16 protein-coding genes are annotated in these 18,304 nt (G+C 48.1%); 12 read left to right on the top strand and 4 right to left on the bottom strand.

Features of this window, described 5'->3' with window-relative positions; translation table 11 throughout:
- Nucleotides 1-16 precede the first annotated feature (16 nt).
- From BMX82_RS00765 to BMX82_RS00715, 11 genes are all read left to right on the top strand, one after another.
- Nucleotides 17-718, top strand: coding sequence for an ABC transporter ATP-binding protein (locus BMX82_RS00765; RefSeq protein WP_036912171.1), 702 nt, complete (start codon nt 17-19; stop codon nt 716-718).
- Between the two features lie 8 nt (nt 719-726).
- Nucleotides 727-2,466 carry an HAD-IIIC family phosphatase gene (locus tag BMX82_RS00760; RefSeq protein ID WP_091765236.1) on the top strand — a complete coding sequence of 580 codons (1,740 nt, stop codon included), beginning with the start codon at nt 727-729 and terminating at the stop codon, nt 2,464-2,466.
- Between the two features lie 15 nt (nt 2,467-2,481).
- Nucleotides 2,482-2,904 (top strand): MaoC/PaaZ C-terminal domain-containing protein, encoded by a 423-nt coding sequence (locus tag BMX82_RS00755; protein WP_036912165.1) that lies wholly within the window; start codon nt 2,482-2,484, stop codon nt 2,902-2,904.
- 4 nt (nt 2,905-2,908) lie between these two features.
- Nucleotides 2,909-3,628, top strand: a complete 720-nt coding sequence (locus BMX82_RS00750; protein WP_091765233.1) for an SDR family NAD(P)-dependent oxidoreductase — start codon at nt 2,909-2,911, stop codon at nt 3,626-3,628.
- Between the two features lie 34 nt (nt 3,629-3,662).
- Complete coding sequence (locus BMX82_RS00745; RefSeq protein WP_036912161.1) at nt 3,663-3,905, top strand: acyl carrier protein; 243 nt, start codon at nt 3,663-3,665, stop codon at nt 3,903-3,905.
- 5 nt (nt 3,906-3,910) lie between these two features.
- Entirely contained in the window at nt 3,911-5,374 is a 1,464-nt protein-coding gene (locus BMX82_RS00740; protein WP_091765230.1) for an MBOAT family O-acyltransferase, read from the top strand.
- A gap of 6 nt (nt 5,375-5,380) precedes the next feature.
- The gene (locus BMX82_RS00735; RefSeq protein ID WP_143058279.1) at nt 5,381-6,313 is read left to right on the top strand and encodes a hypothetical protein; all 933 of its coding nucleotides are present in this window, start codon (nt 5,381-5,383) and stop codon (nt 6,311-6,313) included.
- Nucleotides 6,314-6,401: 88 nt separating this feature from the next.
- Nucleotides 6,402-8,810 carry a ferrous iron transport protein B gene (feoB, locus tag BMX82_RS00730; RefSeq protein WP_091765220.1) on the top strand — a complete coding sequence of 803 codons (2,409 nt, stop codon included), beginning with the start codon at nt 6,402-6,404 and terminating at the stop codon, nt 8,808-8,810.
- A gap of 279 nt (nt 8,811-9,089) precedes the next feature.
- Nucleotides 9,090-10,103: a hypothetical protein gene (locus tag BMX82_RS00725; protein ID WP_143058278.1), complete on the top strand. Its 1,014-nt coding sequence runs from the start codon at nt 9,090-9,092 to the stop codon at nt 10,101-10,103.
- Between the two features lie 3 nt (nt 10,104-10,106).
- A complete protein-coding gene (gene ruvC / locus BMX82_RS00720; protein ID WP_091765216.1) occupies nt 10,107-10,685 on the top strand; it encodes a crossover junction endodeoxyribonuclease RuvC in 579 nt (192 codons plus the stop codon).
- The gene (locus BMX82_RS00715; RefSeq protein WP_091765214.1) at nt 10,672-12,096 is read left to right on the top strand and encodes an ATP-binding cassette domain-containing protein; all 1,425 of its coding nucleotides are present in this window, start codon (nt 10,672-10,674) and stop codon (nt 12,094-12,096) included. Before ruvC ends, BMX82_RS00715 begins: the two co-directional genes overlap by 14 nt.
- Before the next feature lie 37 nt (nt 12,097-12,133).
- Here BMX82_RS00715 and BMX82_RS00710 read toward each other — a convergent pair whose 3' ends face one another.
- Together BMX82_RS00710 and lepA are read right to left on the bottom strand one after the other, a co-directional pair.
- Nucleotides 12,134-12,736, bottom strand: coding sequence for a Crp/Fnr family transcriptional regulator (locus BMX82_RS00710; protein ID WP_036912148.1), 603 nt, complete (start codon nt 12,734-12,736; stop codon nt 12,134-12,136).
- Between the two features lie 34 nt (nt 12,737-12,770).
- The gene (lepA, locus tag BMX82_RS00705; RefSeq protein WP_036912145.1) at nt 12,771-14,552 is read right to left on the bottom strand and encodes a translation elongation factor 4; all 1,782 of its coding nucleotides are present in this window, start codon (nt 14,550-14,552) and stop codon (nt 12,771-12,773) included.
- Between the two features lie 103 nt (nt 14,553-14,655).
- Between lepA and BMX82_RS00700 the strand changes: the two genes are divergently transcribed.
- A complete protein-coding gene (locus BMX82_RS00700) occupies nt 14,656-15,042 on the top strand; it encodes a hypothetical protein (RefSeq protein ID WP_091765212.1) in 387 nt (128 codons plus the stop codon).
- 38 nt (nt 15,043-15,080) lie between these two features.
- Here the strand turns inward: BMX82_RS00700 and BMX82_RS00695 are convergent, their stop codons facing one another.
- On the bottom strand, nt 15,081-15,809 hold the full coding sequence (locus BMX82_RS00695; RefSeq protein WP_036912141.1) for a YebC/PmpR family DNA-binding transcriptional regulator: 729 nt from the start codon (nt 15,807-15,809) through the stop codon (nt 15,081-15,083).
- Nucleotides 15,810-15,829: 20 nt separating this feature from the next.
- Entirely contained in the window at nt 15,830-18,277 is a 2,448-nt protein-coding gene (pheT, locus tag BMX82_RS00690) for a phenylalanine--tRNA ligase subunit beta (protein ID WP_036912138.1), read from the bottom strand.
- Between the last annotated feature and the right edge of the window lie 27 nt (nt 18,278-18,304).

The raw sequence follows: 18,304 nt of genomic DNA, 5'->3' as shown, positions 1-18,304 counted from the left end.
CCAAACCAATGAAGATATGATTAAGATTGAAAACCTTAAAAAGAGTTTCGGACAGAATATAGCATGTGATATTCCCGCGTTGACCATCAACGACGGGGATATCCTTGGTCTTGTAGGTAACAACGGTGCAGGTAAGACAACGCTCTTCCGCATGCTGCTTGATCTGCTCAAGCCCGACGAGGGACAGGTATTCATCGACGGCATGAACCCCGCACAAGGTGAGGAATGGAAAGCTACCACCGGTTCGTATATCGATGAGGGATTCCTGATTGACTTCCTGACACCTGAGGAGTATTTCGCCTTCATCGGCAAGATTACCGACATGACACCCGAGGCCGTGGACGAGCGGTTGAAGGATTTCGAGCGACTGTCGAACGGTGAGGTGTTCGGACAAAAGAAGCTGATTCGCAACCTCTCTGCAGGTAACAAGCAGAAGGTGGGTATCATCTCAGCCCTGTTCAATCGTCCGAAACTGGTGATTCTCGACGAGCCGTTCAACTTCCTGGATCCTTCGTCGCAGAACATCCTGAAGCACGAGCTGACGGAATACAACCGTCAGACGGGTGCTACCATCCTTATTTCCAGTCACAACCTGCAGCACACGATTGACATCTCAACACGTATCACACTGCTTGAGAAGGGACATATCATCAACGACATGCCCAACACCGACGGATCGGCCCGTGCTGAACTGGAAAACTATTTCGAAACTAAGTAATACCGCGTATGCTGCAATTCAAAGAACTGAAGAAGAAGACCAAAAACATCCCAGAAGGACTGCCCTCGTTTAAGGTTGCCCTTGTAGGAGACACAGCTACCCAGTTCTTAGCCACAGCCATCAGAGGTGTCGGCGTTGAGTGCGGATACAACATTAACCTCTTCGAGGCTGAGTATAATCAGGTAGAGCGTCAGTTTCTCGACCCTTCAAGCGAGCTGTATCAGTTTGATGCAGACTTCATCGTCTTATTCCAGTCAACCCATAAACTCGGAGAGAAGCATGCCCTGCTGACTGTTGCAGAACAGGAGAACCTGGCTAAAGAGCGAACCGACTTCGTCGCATCGGTCTGCAGCAATCCTGCCTTTGCCAACAAGAAAATCATCTGTCTCAACTATCCGGAGATCGACGATACCGTGTTCGGCAGCTATGCCACCAAGGTCACATCGTCGCTGACCTATCAGGTGCGCAGTCTGAACATGGCACTGATGGATCTCTCACAGCAATACCCGAACCTGTATGTCTGTGACATAGCCGGTTTGCAGAACAAGTTCGGAAGAGACTTCATGTTTGCTCCCAATGTATATGTGAGTACAGAGATGGTGCTGAGTATCGACGCACTGCCTTATGTGGCCAGTCGCGTGATGGACATCATCTGTGCTGTCAAGGGACAGTTCAAGAAGTGTCTGATTCTGGATCTCGACAATACGGTATGGGGAGGCGTGATCGGTGATGACGGCATCGAAGGCATACAGCTCGGACACGGACTGGGCATCGGTAAGGCTTTCACCGAATTCCAGATGTGGATTAAGAAACTGAAGCAGCGAGGCATCATTATCTGTGTGGCTTCAAAGAACAATGAAGACACCGCCAAAGAGCCGTTTGAGAAGCATCCGGACATGGTGTTGAAGTTGAGCGACATCGCCGTATTCCAGGCAAACTGGGAAACCAAGGTCGACAATATACGAACCATACAAAGCATTCTGAACATCGGATTCGACTCGATGGTGTTCCTCGATGACAATCCCTTTGAAAGAAACATGGTCCGCGAGAACATACCAGGCATCACAGTGCCTGAGCTGCCCGAGGATCCGGGAGAATATCTGGAATACCTGTATTCGCTGAACCTCTTTGAGACGGCATCGTACAGTCAGGCCGACAAGGACCGCACCAAGCAGTATCAGGTGGAAGCCCAGCGCGTGTCGCTGCAGAAGACTTTCAGCAACGAAGCTGATTTCCTGAAATCGCTCAACATGGTATCGACTGTCAGCGGATTCACCAAGTTCAACACGCCACGTGTGGCACAGCTCTCGCAGCGGAGCAATCAGTTTAACCTGAGAACCGTCCGCTACACAGAAGCCGACATCGAGGCACTGGCACAGGATCCTGACGTGATAGACCTGAGCTTCACGCTTGAAGACAAGTTTGGCGATAACGGACTTATTGCGGTTATCATCATGAAGAAACAAGACGTGGAGACGCTTTTTGTCGACACATGGTTTATGAGCTGCCGCGTGCTGAAGAGAGGCATGGAGAACTTCACCCTGAACACGATGGTGAGATATGCCAAAGAGCAGGGGTACAAGAGGATTGTCGGAGAATATCTGCCTACCTTAAAGAACAAGATGGTAGAGCGCCATTACCCGGAACTTGGTTTCAAGCTTCTTCAAGAGACACCTACCACTCAGTACGTACTGGATGTAGACCAGTATGTGGAGAGGGAATGCTATATTGAAACGGAAAAAGCATAAAAAGACTTCTTCGAGATGACAATAACAGAACTCGCAGAACAGACGGCTCATATAGAGCAAGTCTATCAGGTGACACAAGAGGTGTACGATAGCTTTCAGCGCTGCAGTCGGGATATGAACCCACTGCACACTGATGAGACTTTCGCCCGCGAAAAGGGTTTCAAGGGATGTGTGATGTACGGGAATATCCTCAATGCCTTCATCTCGCACTTTGTCGGGATGTGCCTCCCCACTCCACACGTCATGATCCAGTCGCAGGATATCAGTTTCCACAAGCCGGTATTCCTGAACGATCAGATTACGCTGCAGGCCAGTATCGATACCGTATCTGAGGCTGTGAATATCATCAATTACAAACTGAAGTTCTATAAGATGGACGAAGCAGGCAAGCAATTGGTTGCGAAAGGTCATGTACAAATAGGACTCTTAGCTCATTAAGCCTATGAACATATTGATTACAGGTGGTTCCACCGGATTAGGAAAAGCATTGGTAGAGAGATGTGCGGCTGACGCCAGTCACAACATTATCTTCACATATTGCAGGCATGAGGCTGACGCTCAAGCCCTTGCAGACAGCTATAAGAACGTGAAAGCCGTTCAGGTGGACTTCTGCGACGAGGCCAGTGTCAATCAGTTTGTCGAGAACCTCGAGGCAGAAAGCATTGACGTACTTATCAATAATGCCTATGCAGGCAATCCCCAAGGCACACATTTCTTCAAGACAGACCCTGAGGCGTTCTCAGAGTCGTTCAGATGTAATGTCATGCCGCTCATCAAGATCTCGCAAGCTTGTATTGCAGGGATGAGAAAACGTAAGTTCGGTAAGATTATCAATATCATTACCTCTTATGTGATGGACGTGCCGCCAACAGGCTTTTCCGTCTATACTGCGACAAAGGCCTATATCCGTCAGCTGTCAAAGAGCATGAGCAAGGAACTGGGGCGTTTTAATATCACTTCGAACTGCATCCTTCCCGACTACATGCAGACAGACTTCGGACAAGTGGAGGACTTCCAGTTGGAACAGATGAAGAATGCCCATCCGCTGAAAGAGCTCCTGAAGCCACAGGAGGTTGCAGAGGTCGTGTGCCAGTTGCTGAATACCACTCAGCAGCTGAATGGCGTTGAGATACCTATTAACGCGGCTCAACACATGTTTTAAAATAAAAAGGAAAACAAGTAAAAAGAATCATACAATGGAAAGAAAAGAAATCTTTAACAAGCTTAGCGAAATCTTTATTGACGTACTCGATCTGGACGAAGTGGAACTGACAGACGAGACCAGTGCCAATGACATTGAAGAATGGGACTCGCTGAGTCATATTCAGCTGATCGTGGCTATTGAGAAGGCTTTCGGTATTAAGTTCACATCTCTTGAGATCATGAAGTGGAAGAATGTCGGAGAGATGGTTAATACAATGGAAGAGAAAATCAAATAACACCGATGGTTGTTAATTCCTTCAGTTTCCTGATATTCTTCGTCGTAGTATTCATCGTATACTACCTGCCAGTCTGTCGGAGTAACCCGCGTTTTCAGAACGTCTGGCTGTTACTGGTCAGCTTCTTTTTCTACGGTTATACAGACTGGCGCATGACGGCCCTGCTTCTGGGAGCTATTCTGGTGTTCTATTACCTTGGTCTTTGGCTGCGTCATGAGATGGACCAGGAACACACACGCAAAGCCTCGCACATCACGACGTTCAGCGTCGTCCTGGGCATTGCCGTGCTGTTCTACTTCAAGTATCTGAATTTCTTCGCCGACTCTATCGCCAGCGTGCTGCAGGCTATAGGGTTCAACGTGAACTGGAGTACGCTGAACATCATATTGCCTATCGGCGTCAGCTTCTTCACGTTCAAGCTCATCAGCTATATCATTGAGATACATCGCGAACATATTCAGCCGAGTGGCTTGTTAGAGTTTGCCGACTACATATCCTTCTTCCCGACGATCCTGTCGGGACCTATCGACCGTCCTAACCAGTTCCTGCCTCAGTTGCAGCGGGTTCATACGCTCAACTATGCGCTGGCAGCAGACGGATGCCGACAGATCCTGTGGGGTATGTTTACGAAGATGTGCATTGCCGACAACCTGGCCATGATCACCAACCAGGCATGGGCCAGCTACTCGTCATTGTCATCGGTGACACTGCTGATAGCTGCCTTGATCTATCCCCTGCAGCTATATGCCGACTTTGACGGTTATTCCAATATGGCCATTGGTGTAGGTAAGCTGTTAGGATTCGACATTGCCAGGAACTTCAATCATCCCTTCCTGGCACGTAACATGGCTGAATTCTGGCGACGCTGGCATATGTCGCTCACCAGTTGGATTACCGACTATGTGTTTATGCCATTGAACATCGCCTTCCGCGAGATAGGAAACTGGGGTATCGCCTTTGCAGCCATCATCAATCTGCTTGTTATCGGATTCTGGCATGGCGCCAACTGGACATACGGATTCTTCGGTCTCTATCACGGATTACTGTTCATCCCTCTGGTCTTCTCAGGCGCTTTCGGCAAGAGAAAGAAACTGAAGGCCAACAGCCACGGTCTGCCTTTTGCCAAGGACCTTTGGAAGATGGTAGCCACCTACGGATTAGTGACCATCGGTCTGACCGTCTTTCGTGCGCCCTCTATCGGACAAGCCTATGAGTATTTCTCATGCCTCGTAACCAACGGTTTCGATGGGCCATCGATCATCGACAGTTACAGCAAGCTCTTCTGTCTGTTCGCCATCATCCTGTTGGCCCTTGAGTGGATTCAGCGTGACAAACAGCATGCGCTGCAGTTCTCGGACACCCCGCTGTTCAACAACAGAATCATACGCTGGGGACTCTATCTGTTTCTGATTCTGCTCATCATCACCTTTACCGGTCAGAGCCAGGCTTTCATTTATTTCCAATTCTAAAGAAAGATGAAAAAGTTTATCATATCACTCTCTTGTTTCGCGACATTGCTCGTACTCATGATTGCTATCATAGAGGTGGCACTTCTTTACAGGCCCAACATCTATGCTTATAAGCATCAGTACATGGAGGCGCATCTGAACGACATCAAGGTGCTGCTTCTGGGCAGTTCGCATATAGAGGAAGCGGTAAAGCCGGAAATGATTGGTGAGGGGACTTTTAATCTGGCCATTTCTGCCCGTTTGAAAGAATACGATGCCGCCTTAGCAGAGATGTATGTTCCGCGGATGGACAGTCTGAAGGTGCTGGTGATGCCTGTCGACTATACCAACTTCTTCTTCAACCGAGAGATTCAGGAGCATCAGAACGGTCAAGGGCCCGTCAGTCTGGTAGGCACCTGCCGATGCATGCATACAAAATACATGGGTACCCGTATCGACCCTATCTGGTACTGGTCTGAGATACTGAACTCAAAACTGAACTTCATGTCGCGTTTCTGGAACAACACGCAGGTATTGCAGGAATGCGACTCGTTAGGCTATGTGAGACTCGACATCAAGGACCGTAACAGCGGATGGGAGACGAAGGCACGACCAGCCTTACTGTCGCCTGACCTGGAGATTGACAAAGAGGCCTATCAGGAGATGTGGCAGGTCTATGACGACATCGCTCAGGTGACTCAGAAGAAAGGCGTACGTTTCCTCTTGGTGACAACCCCTGTTTACGAGACCTATAAAGACCGTATTACAGAGACGATGTATCGCGACATGATGGAGTTCATAGAAAAGCTTCAGAAGAAATACCCGCATATCGAATTCTACAATTTCATTTATGCAGAAGGCTTTGTGGCCGACGACTTCAACGACTCGAGTCATCTCACAGATACAGGAGCAGAGAAGTTTTCACAAATGCTTTCCGAGGTCATCTATCCTCATAAGTAGGTATTTTAGTTAACTTGCAATCGGATGCAACTGAGTTGCAAGATTATTTTCGTACCTTTGCAGCGGATTTAAGAAGTAAGATTATCATATGAAACTGTCGGAACTGAAGACTGGTGAGAAAGGTGTTATAGTAAAGGTGCAGGGCCATGGCGGATTCCGCAAACGTATCATTGAGATGGGATTCGTCAAGGGCAAGGAAGTGGAAGTGCTGTTGAACGCGCCATTGCAAGATCCTGTCAAATATAAGCTGATGGGTTATGAGGTGTCATTGCGACATCAGGAAGCTGACAATATCGAGGTTGTGTCGGCAGAAACACCCATGGAAGCCACCACCTTCAGTATCAACCCCGACGACCATCGACATGAAGACGATTATATCCACCACGAGGCCATGAAGGAGCGTCGTATCATCAATGTGGCACTGGTGGGTAATCCTAACTGTGGTAAGACTTCACTTTTCAATTTCGCCTCAGGAGCGCACGGACACGTGGGCAACTACTCCGGTGTGACCGTTGATGCCACCGAAGCACATGCCTCCATGTTCGGTTATGAGTTCAACCTGACTGATCTGCCAGGTACTTACTCGTTGTCATGCTATTCACCCGAGGAGCTCTATGTGAGAGAACACCTGACGGAGAAGATGCCTGACGTGGTGATTAACGTGATCGACTCGTCTAACCTGGAGCGTAACCTGTACCTGACTACCCAGCTGGTGGACATGAACATACGCATGGTGTGTGCCCTCAACATGTATGACGAGTTTGAACGTCGTGGCGACCATGTGAACCTCGATACGCTCAGCACACTGTTCGGTATGCCTATGATTCCTACTTCATTCAAGAACGGAATGGGCGTGAAAGAGCTGTTCAAGGCAGTGATTCAGGTTTACGAGGGAGCCAGTAAGTTCTCGCGACACCTGCACATCAACTACGGGCATGAGATAGAAGACGGTATCACCCGCATTCAGAAATACCTGAAGGCCGACGAGCATATCACCCAGCACTACTCTACCCGATATCTTGCGCTGAAACTGTTGGAACACGACAGTCAGGTGCTCGACTATCTGGGAAAACACATGTCGAGTGAACAGCGCATGAAAGACTTCCAAACGCTGACCAATGAGCGTGACAAGGCGTCGGCACGTGTGAAAGAAGAGACAGGCGACGACTCAGAGACAGCGATCATGGATGCCAAATACGGTTTTATACAAGGTGCGCTGAAAGAGGCTGAGTTCAAGACCGGCACGAAGAAAGACACTTATAAGACGACCCACCTGATTGATCGCGTCTTGTCGCACAAGTATCTGGGTTTCCCGATCTTCTTCCTGCTGCTCTATATCATGTTTGAGACGACATTCACCTTGGGACAGTATCCCATGGACTGGATTGAGGAAGGTGTGGCATGGTTGGGCGAGAAACTCACGGAAACGATGCCCGACGGACCACTGAAGGCCATGCTTGTAGATGGTGTCATCGGTGGTGTGGGCTCAGTGATCGTGTTCCTGCCTCAGATTCTTATCCTCTACTTCTTCATCTCGCTGATGGAAGACTCGGGCTATATGGCACGTGCCGCCTTTATCATGGACAAGCTGATGCACAAGATGGGACTTCACGGTAAGTCGTTTATCCCCCTGATCATGGGCTTCGGATGTAATGTACCGGCAGTGATGGCCACCCGTACCATCGAGAGCCGACGCTCACGAATCATTACCATGATGATACTACCCTTTATGAGCTGTTCGGCACGTCTGCCTATTTACATCATGATAGCCGGCACGTTCTTCTCATTACAATACCGTTCATGGGTATTGCTGTCGCTGTATGCCATCGGTATCCTCGTGGCAGTCATCGTCAGCAAACTGATGGCTACCCTGGTCATCAAGGGCGAGGACACGCCGTTCGTGATGGAACTGCCTCCCTATCGCTGGCCTACGGCTAAAGCCATCTGGCGTCACACTTGGGAAAAAGGTAAGGAGTATCTGAAGAAGATGGGTGGTATCATACTCGTGGCTTCGATCATCGTGTGGGCACTGGGCTACTTCCCCCACAACGACGAGCTCTCCAGCGAACAGCAGCAGGAACAGAGCTACATAGGACGCATGGGTAAGAGCATCGAGCCTATCTTCACGCCTCAGGGCTTTAACTGGAAACTCGATGTGAGCCTGTTGGCTGGTGTAGGCGCAAAAGAGATCGTGGCATCTACCATCGGTGTGCTTTACTCAGGCGATGATTCTTTTGGTGACGACGACAGCTTCAGCGACGATACAGAGAAATATACACGACTTCGCCAGCAGATGATCAAGGAGGGTATCACCCCTGTGGCAGCATACGCCTATCTGATATTCATTCTGCTCTACTTCCCTTGTATCGCCACCATAGCAGCCATCAAGAACGAAACCAGCTCATGGCGCTGGGCACTCTTCGCAGCCTTATACACAACGGCTGTCGCCTGGATTGCTTCTGCGCTGGTCTACCAGATAGGCAGTCTGATGGCATAACCCCTTACAACCGACAGTGTAAGCGTAAAAAAGGGAATAGTGTAAACTTTTTCCTTATAAATTCTATTATCACCGATTAAATTCGTATCTTTGCACACAAATCAATAAAACATAGACGCTCTTTATGAATGAAAAAAAACTAAAGTATGAGAAACCTTCGGTGAAGGCCTATCAGTTTAATCAACAGCAGCCACTCCTGACTGGCAGCGGAGAAGTTCCGGACATGCCGTATGACTGGAATGGTAATCCTCTGGAATTCTAACTAAAAACGCTTGAAAGATGAAACGCATAATAAATATCCTCACAATGGCAGCCTTTGCGGTCGTGTTTCTGAACAGTTGTCAGGACTCGCAGATTCCTGAGGAGAAAAAAGGTAAGCCACTGACCATTCACGCATCTATAGATACACCGCAAAACACCAGAACCGCTTACGCCCTTACATCTACTGGCATGACTATCTCCTGGAACGAAGAAGAAGCCATCACAGTGATATCCTTCGATGAAAGCGGCATCACGGCCGTAGATAAGTTTTTTTCCACAGGAGAGGATGGCCGTAAGAAGGCGGACTTTTCCGGAACGTGGACAGGAAATGAGGGCGACCAGATCATCTGCCTCTATCCGAACATCGATAGTTACGCAGGAACTTCACTCTTTGACAATGTGGATGTCGGCTCCCCATTTATCGTCCTGAGGGAACTCACTACACCTCTTGGGCCACTGGAGCATGAGAATCCAAGCACCCTTAAAGACGCTGACGTGATGATTGGCGAGGTGACCATCCATGGAGATTTCGCCTCCGTGAACCTGAAGCACCAGATCAGCATATTCGAGATAGAGGCTACCTGCAAGAATCTGGGTTGGACTTCTAATAGTGAAAAAATCAATACAATCAAGATTTCTGCCAAGCCCAATGACGACGAAGAAGATGAAGATAATAATGTGGTATTTGCCAGGAGAGGCATGCTCCATGTAACGACCAAAGAATACACCGGGAATTTCTTCGCGACGGAATTCGGCTCTTTAAGCTATTATCTTAACGATAGTGGACACAATAGTGATTTCAATATGTCGGATGGTGAGATCACGCAGACTTTCTATGCTCCCGTCTTCTTCGAAGGAGATCTTGAAGAAGGTTATACGCTGAAGTTCCAGTTCGGAGGCAACGCTTACATAGAGGAGATAAGTGGAAGGGACCAAATAGATGTCTTTGAAGTGGGCGACAAGGCCATAAAACTGACGGAAAAATATCCGCTTGAAAGAGGAAAGATCTACCGCTTTAAGGTGACAATATAAGCGATGGAGAAAGTGATATTAGGCATCGATCCCGGTACAACGATCATGGGATACGGTCTGCTGAAGGTGGTGGACGGAAAGGCACAGATGATGACGATGGGTGTCATCGACCTGCGTAAGTTCCCTGACGCCTACCTGAAACTGGGCCATATCTTCGAGCGTGTGACCAGCATCATCGACGGTTACCTGCCAGACGAAATGGCCATCGAGGCGCCTTTCTTCGGCAAGAACGTGCAGTCGATGCTGAAGCTCGGCAGAGCTCAGGGAACAGCCATTGCAGCAGCCATACGCCATGGTGTGCCCATCCACGAATATGCCCCTATGAAGATCAAGATGGCCATTACAGGTAATGGTAATGCATCGAAGGAACAGGTGGCAGGTATGTTACAGCGACTACTGAAGATTCCTCAGGACGAGATGGGTAAGTTTATGGATGCCACCGATGCGCTGGGAGCAGCCTATTGTCACTACCTGCAGATGGGGCGTCCCGTAAGTGATGTGAAGTATCGGGGATGGAAGGACTTTGTGAATAAGAACCAAGACAAAGTGTCTAAGCGTAAGACAAAAGATGAAGACGATTGAAATCATAGCCGGAAGGACGAAGAAACCCGACTGGGCGATGGCGGAACCTGTAGACTTCTGTCTCGACGAAGGGGAACATATAGCTATCACAGGACGTAACGGTGCGGGCAAGTCGATGCTGGTGGACATGATAACGGGGAGACATCCTGTGTTTCCCGATATGGTAAGATATGCCTTCGATGCGCCATATAACAACATACGACACATATCCTTCCGAGATACCTACGGCGGCGATAACGACCGCACGTACTTCTTACAGCAGCGCTGGAATCAGATGGAGATTGACGAGGAGACACCTACTGTAGGAAGCAAGCTTGAAGAAGCATTCCAACTGGCTGGTGAGGACACGCCTGAACGTAGGACGTTGCAACAGCACATCTATCAGCTGTTTCATCTGGAGCCTCTGCTCGACAAGTATATCATCCTGCTGTCGAGTGGTGAGTTGCGTAAGTTCAAACTGGCTTCGTCGCTGTTCAGTCATCCCAAGGTGCTCATTATGGACAATCCCTTCATCGGTCTCGACGCTCAGACACGTGAGCAACTGAGAGATCTTCTCGACACGCTCTCACGCGAGCAGGGGCTGCAAATCATTCTTGTATTGGCCAAGACCGATGAGATACCTGACTTCATTACACATATCGTAGAGGTTAGGGATATGCATGTGATGCCCAAAAAGCCTCACATACCAAAGCAGACAGAAGATGCGGTAAAGCAGAACCCGACACGATTAGGCTTGTCGACAGCGACTCCAGAGGTCATCAGGTTTAACAAGGTAAGCATACGCTATGGCGCAAGGACAATACTAAAAGACCTGGACTGGACGGTTCATCAAGGCGAACACTGGTCGCTCTCTGGTCAGAACGGCTCAGGTAAGTCTACCCTACTCTCGCTGGTATGTGCCGACAATCCCCAGAGTTATGCCTGCGACATATCGCTCTTTGGTCATAAACGCGGTAGTGGCGAAAGCATCTGGGATATAAAACGCCACATAGGCTATGTGTCGCCAGAGATGCATCGCAGTTATAAGCAAAACATCCCTGCCTTGCAGATTGTGGCCAGCGGACTGAAAGATACGGTTGGTCTGTATGTGAGGGCTAACGAGGAAGAAAAAGCCCGATGCCGTAAATGGCTTGAGGTGTTTGGTGCAGGCCATCTGGCGGAACGTAAGTTCATGGAGATGTCGAGTGGCGAACAGCGACTGGTGTTGTTGGCCCGTGCGTTTGTAAAGGAGCCCGACCTGCTGATTCTAGACGAGCCACTTCACGGTCTCGACGATGAGAACCGCAGAATGGTAAAGCATATTGTTGACGACTATTGCAAAGACGGCAATAAGACGCTTATCTACGTCACGCACTATCAGAACGAGCTGCCCGGTTGTATAGACCACGCTCTGTTTCTCGAGCGTCACTGAATAATAAAAGCTCCTCATTACTGAGAAGCTTTTATTTTTATTTTCCTTCCATCAGCGCTGCTGTTCTAACGCGCGAGAGAGTCTCTGGTGTCATCTGCAGATAACTTGCGATGTAGACCAGCGGTGCTCGCAGTACCAGCTGTGGCTGATTCTTAACCAACTTCATATAGCGATCCTGAGCGCTCTCAAAACGTAACATGTCAGCATGATGCTGACTCAGAATGAGCGACTCTTCCAGAATCTTACGATACAGGATCTGGATGTTCACACTCTTCATGGCCACAGCCTCGAGGTCGGCCTTAGGCATGGCGATGAGGATGGTCGGCTCAAGCGCCTTGATTTGCAGATATGTAGGCACTTCGTGAAACAAGCTCTCAATACACATAACGATAGAATTCTCTGTCGCCATATATTCTGTGAGTTCTTTATCGTTCTTATAATAGAACTGGCGAACCAGTCCTTTCACCACCCAATAGATGTTAGTGCATACATCGCCCTCTTTGAGAATCATCTCATTCTTGGCGAACTTCATGGGTACAAGGATACTCTCCAGAAGGTCCAACTCATCATGCGTCATCGTAGAATAACGACGAGCAAGCTCTCGGGCCACATCTCTGGTTGTAATACTAATGTTAGGCATAGGTCTTATATTATTCTTTTATTATTGTTCTAAACTAATCTAACTTCAACACGGCAAGGAAAGCTTTCTGCGGCACTTCCACATTACCGATTTGCTTCATGCGCTTCTTACCACGCTTCTGCTTTTCAAGCAACTTACGCTTACGGCTCACGTCACCACCATAACACTTGGCTGTCACGTCTTTACGAACCTGCTTCACCGTCTCTCTCGCAATGATCTTCGCACCGATAGCTGCCTGGATGGCAATATCGAACTGCTGACGTGGAATAAGCTCTTTTAACTTCTCACACATACGACGTCCGAAAGTCACGGCGTTATCCTGATGGGTCAGCGTAGACAAGGCATCAACAGGTTCACCATTCAACAGGATGTCAAGCTTAGCAAGTTTTGAGGGACGGAAGCCATCGATATGATAGTCGAATGAAGCATAGCCCTTTGAGATGCTCTTCAGCTTGTCATAGAAGTCAATCACAATTTCGCCCAATGGAAGCATAAAGTGAAGCTCGACACGATTACCACTAACATACTGCTGATCAATCAGTTCTCCTCGTTTGTCGAGACAGAGCGTCATGATAGGGCCGATATAGTCGGCTGCCGTAATAATCGAAGCTCTGATATAGGGCTCTTCAATATGCTCAATCATCGTCTGGTCGGGAAGTCCTGAAGGGTTGTGTACTTCCTTCACCTCACCCTGTTTGGTATAGCACATATAGCTAACGTTGGGTACTGTGGTAATGACATCCATATCGAACTCTCTGTCAAGTCGTTCCTGTACGATCTCCATGTGAAGTAGTCCCAAGAAACCACAGCGGAAACCAAATCCAAGAGCAATAGACGATTCTGGCATAAAAGTCAATGAGGCATCGTTAAGCTGCAGTTTCTCAAGTGAGGCACGCAGATTCTCATAATCTGTAGGATCGATGGGATAAACACCAGCGAACACCATGGGCTTTACCTCCTGGAAGCCTTCAATGGCTGCGGAACACGGATTAGCGACATGTGTAATCGTATCGCCGACCTTCACCTCCTTAGAGTTTTTGATACCACTGATAATATAGCCGACATCGCCAGTCTTCAGTTCCTTACGGGGAATCATATCCATCTTCAGCACACCAATCTCATCGGCGTCATATTCCATACCAGTGTTGAAGAACTTCACATGGTCACCACTCTTGATTGAACCATTTACAATCTTAAAATATGCGATGATACCACGGAAGGAGTTGAACACTGAGTCGAAAATCAATGCCTGCAAAGGTGCTTTCTCGTCGCCTACGGGATGAGGAATACGCTCCACCACAGCGTCGAGGATCTGCTCCACACCTTCACCAGTCTTACCCGAAGCACGAATGATGTCAGAGCGGTCGCAACCGATGAGATCGATGATCTCATCTTCAACCTCGTCGGGCATAGCACTGGGCATATCGATTTTGTTGATAACAGGGATAATCTCCAGATTATGGTCGATAGCCATATAGAGGTTAGAAATGGTCTGTGCTTGTACACCCTGGGTAGCATCGACTACCAGCAGCGCACCCTCACAGGCTGCTATCGAACGGCTTACTTCGTATGAGAAGTCCACATGTCCCGGAGTATCAATCAGGTTCAGAATATAGTTCTCGCCCTGATGTTTGTATTCCATCTGGATGGCGTGACTCTTGATAGTGATACCACGTTCACGCTCCAAATCCATATCGTCGAGCATCTGTCCTTCCGTAACCTGAATGGTCTTGGTGAACTCAAGCATACGGTCTGCAAGTGTCGACTTGCCATGATCGATATGCGCTATGATGCAAAAATTTCTTATATGATTCATGTAAATTTGTCTGACTTTGAAATGCAAAGTTACAAAAAAAGGAGTAGAAACAGAATAATTTTGCTTTTTTTTGTATCTTTGCAGGCAAAAAATAGCATTCATTATGAAAAAGTTCTGCCTTATTGGCTTATTTGCGTTTATTTTCGCCTCTTGTCAGGAATCCCTTGAAGACCGTTGTGCCCGAGAGGCCAAAGAGTACACCAAGAAGAATTGTCCTGCGAAACTTGACAAGAATATTAACATTGACAGTCTCACTTTTGAGCGCGAGACCCACACCCTACATTATCATTATACACTGACAGGCATAGCCGATCGTGAGGGGGTGATGGAAGAAATCGGCGGAGAGCAGATTCTGAAGGAAAACCTTAAGAACAGTACTGCGATGAAAACCTACAAAGATAATCATTATCGATTTACTTACACCTATCGTTCGGAGAAAGACCCTTCGAAGATCCTGATGGAAGTAACTCTGACAGATAAAGACTATTAAATAAGAAATCCCCCGCCAACTGGCGAGGGATTTTGTTTTTATGCTTCAGGCTGCATGTTTGTGTAAACCGTCTGGACATCGTCGAAGTCCTCAAGTTTCTCTACCATCTTATCGATGGTCTCACGCTGCTCTGGAGTTACCTCTTTCAGGTCGTTAGGAATACGTGTGAACTCTGCACCAGTTACCTCAAAGCCGTTCTCCTCCAGATGCTTCTGGATGGCACCAAAACTTGTGGGGTCGCCATAGATGGTGATGCTGTTCTCCTCCTCGTCCTCGTCGTACTCATCCTCAACTCCATAGTCAATCAGATCGAGGATCATCTCGTCCATATCCAGTCCGTCCTTCTTCTTGAAGGTGAACACTGCCTTATGGTCGAACAGGAAGCTCAGAGAGCCCTGAGTACCCAAGTTACCATTGAACTTGTTGAACACTGAGCGAACGTCACCTACGGTACGTGTAGTGTTGTCGGTCAGAGTCTCAACGAAGATGGCAATTCCGTGAGGGCCATATCCCTCGTATGTAACCTCTTTATAATCGCTCTGATCTTTACCCATTGCGTTCTTGATGGCACGCTCGATATTATCCTTCGGCATGTTCTCACGCTTGGCATTGGCGATGATAGCACGGAGTGCGGGGTTATTCTCTGGTTCGGGACCGCCTGCCTTCACGGCAATAGCGATCTGCTTACCGATCTTTGTAAAAGTCTTGGCCATGTGGCCCCATCGCTTCAGCTTCGTAGCCTTACGATATTCAAATGCTCTTCCCATTGTTTTCTATTATTTTATTATTATCTTAATTCTGCATTCAGCTGCTTCTTGATATTGGCGATGAGCTTGTTCATAATGGCTTCAATCTGCTTGTCGCCCATGGTCTTCTCCTCGTCCTGAAGAATGAAGTTCACAGCATACGATTTCTTACCTGCAGGCAGCTTATCGCCCTCGTAAACGTCGAAGAGTTCCACTTTCTTCAGCAGCTTCTTCTCTGTCTGACGGGCAATCTGCTCAATCTGAGCGAACTCAACGCTGTTGTCGACCAACAGAGCCAGGTCACGACTAACGGCAGGGAATTTAGAAATTTCCGTATAGAGCACCTCGTTTTTCTTGATGACCTTCATCAGGGCTGTCCAATTCAATTCTGCATAGTAAACAGGTGCATCCAAGCCGAACTGCTTCAGAAGTTTCTTAGTGATGATACCCATCTCGATGAGTTTCTTGCCACCACGATTCTCGATGGTAATACCTGCAGAGAAGATGTCGTTGTCTGACTTCTTACGAACAAGCATACCAGGTTTCACACCTATGCGGCGCAGGATATTCTCAACATAAGCACTCAGCTCATAGAAAGTAGAGTCTTCATTCTGGTGGGCCCAAGAACCTTCAACTCGCTTACCTGTAACCCAAAGACCTGCATGATACTGCTCTTTGTAGGCCTGCATCGGATCATCATCGTTCTTCTTCGCCGGGTCGAACGTATAAACATTACCAAACTCGAAGAAACGCAGGTTCTGACGCTTACGGTTCACGTTGTGCTGGATACTCTCCAGTCCACCATAGAGCAGAGACTGGCGCATCACATTCAAGTCGCTCGACAGAGGATTCATGATTCTAACCAGCGTGTCGCTCTCACCATAATAGGCAGCCTTGGTCAGCGAGTTGTTCAGAATCTCGTTGAAGCCCTCACCAACCAACTGCTCACTTACCAGATTAGCCAACTTGTGCTTCTGGTCCTCGTCACCTTTTATGACAAGCGAGCCCTTCAGCTGAGTAGGAATCTCAACATTGTTATATCCGTAGATACGCAGGATGTCTTCTACCACATCACAAGGACGCTGTACATCTACACGATAGGCAGGAATCTCGAGTGTCAACGCCTCGGCTGTCTCACTGAGAACTTTCATCTCGAGTGTCTCACAGATACTCTTAATCGTCTCAACAGGGATGGTCTTACCAACCAATGAGTGAACATAATCATAATTCAACTCAACTATGGGGTTCTTCATTGGCTCTGGATATACATCGCAGATTTCCATTGAGACCTTACCGCCAGCCAACTCCTTACAGAGGATAGCTGCCTGCTGAAGTGCATAAAGAGTTCCGTTGGGATCGATACCACGCTCGAAACGGAAGCTGGCATCTGTGCTCAGTCCATGACGACGAGCGCTCTTACGAATCCATGTAGGATGGAAATAGGCACTCTCGAGCACAACGTTTCTGGTCGTCTCATAGGTACCACTACCCTTACCGCCAAACACACCAGCGATACACATCGGATCCTCTGCGTTGCAGATGGCCAGATCGCGCTCAGAGAGCTTATGCTCTTCACCATCAAGAGTCTGGAACGGCGTGCCCTCAGGCATTGTCTTCACCACAATCTTGTGGCCTTTCACCATGTCTGCATCAAAGCAGTGCAGAGGCTGTCCGTAAGCCATCATGATGTAATTGGTAATGTCGACGATATTATTGATTGGACGCAGTCCAATAGTAGTCAACTTGTTCTTAAGCCAATCAGGAGACTCTTTCACCTCACAATCTGTGATACTTACACAAGCATAGCGCTTGCAAGCCTCCATGTTTTCGATGGTCACACTGACAGGAAGGTCGTTGTTATCGACCTTGAAACCTGAGCAATCCGGGCGATGCAGTGATGTCTGATAGCCATTCTGCTTGAGCCATGCATAAAGGTCGCGGGCAACACCCCAATGACTTAATGCATCAGCACGGTTGGCTGTAATGTCCACTTCGATGAGCCAATCGCTCTCCAAATGATAATATTCAGCAGCAGGCGTACCTACCACAGCATCCTCTGGCAACACGATGATACCTGCGTGATCATTGCCGATACCAATCTCGTCTTCAGCGCATATCATGCCATTACTTTCAACACCACGCAGTTTAGACTTCTTGATGACGAATTCCTGATCGCCGTCATAGAGCACACAGCCCAAATCAGCTACGATTACCTTCTGACCAGCAGCCACATTTGGTGCGCCACATACTATCTGAGAAGGCTCGCCCTTGCCTAAGTCTACAGTTGTTACGTGTAAGTGGTCTGAATTAGGATGGGCCTCACATGTCAGCACCTTACCAACATAAAGCCCTTTCAAGCCACCTTTGATACTCTGTACTTCTTCCAATGCGTCGACTTCCAGACCTGTTGACGTCAAGGCATCACACACCTCTTGAGCCGTCAGGTCGAAATCAACGTATTCCTTCAACCATTTGTAGGAAATATTCATTATACCGTTTTTTTAGTAATTACCAAC

The organism is Prevotella sp. khp7, from assembly GCF_900109055.1.
Lineage (GTDB): Bacteria > Bacteroidota > Bacteroidia > Bacteroidales > Bacteroidaceae > Prevotella.
Note: the sequence above shows the minus strand (reverse complement) of the source record. Positions and strands in the feature narration are given on the sequence as shown.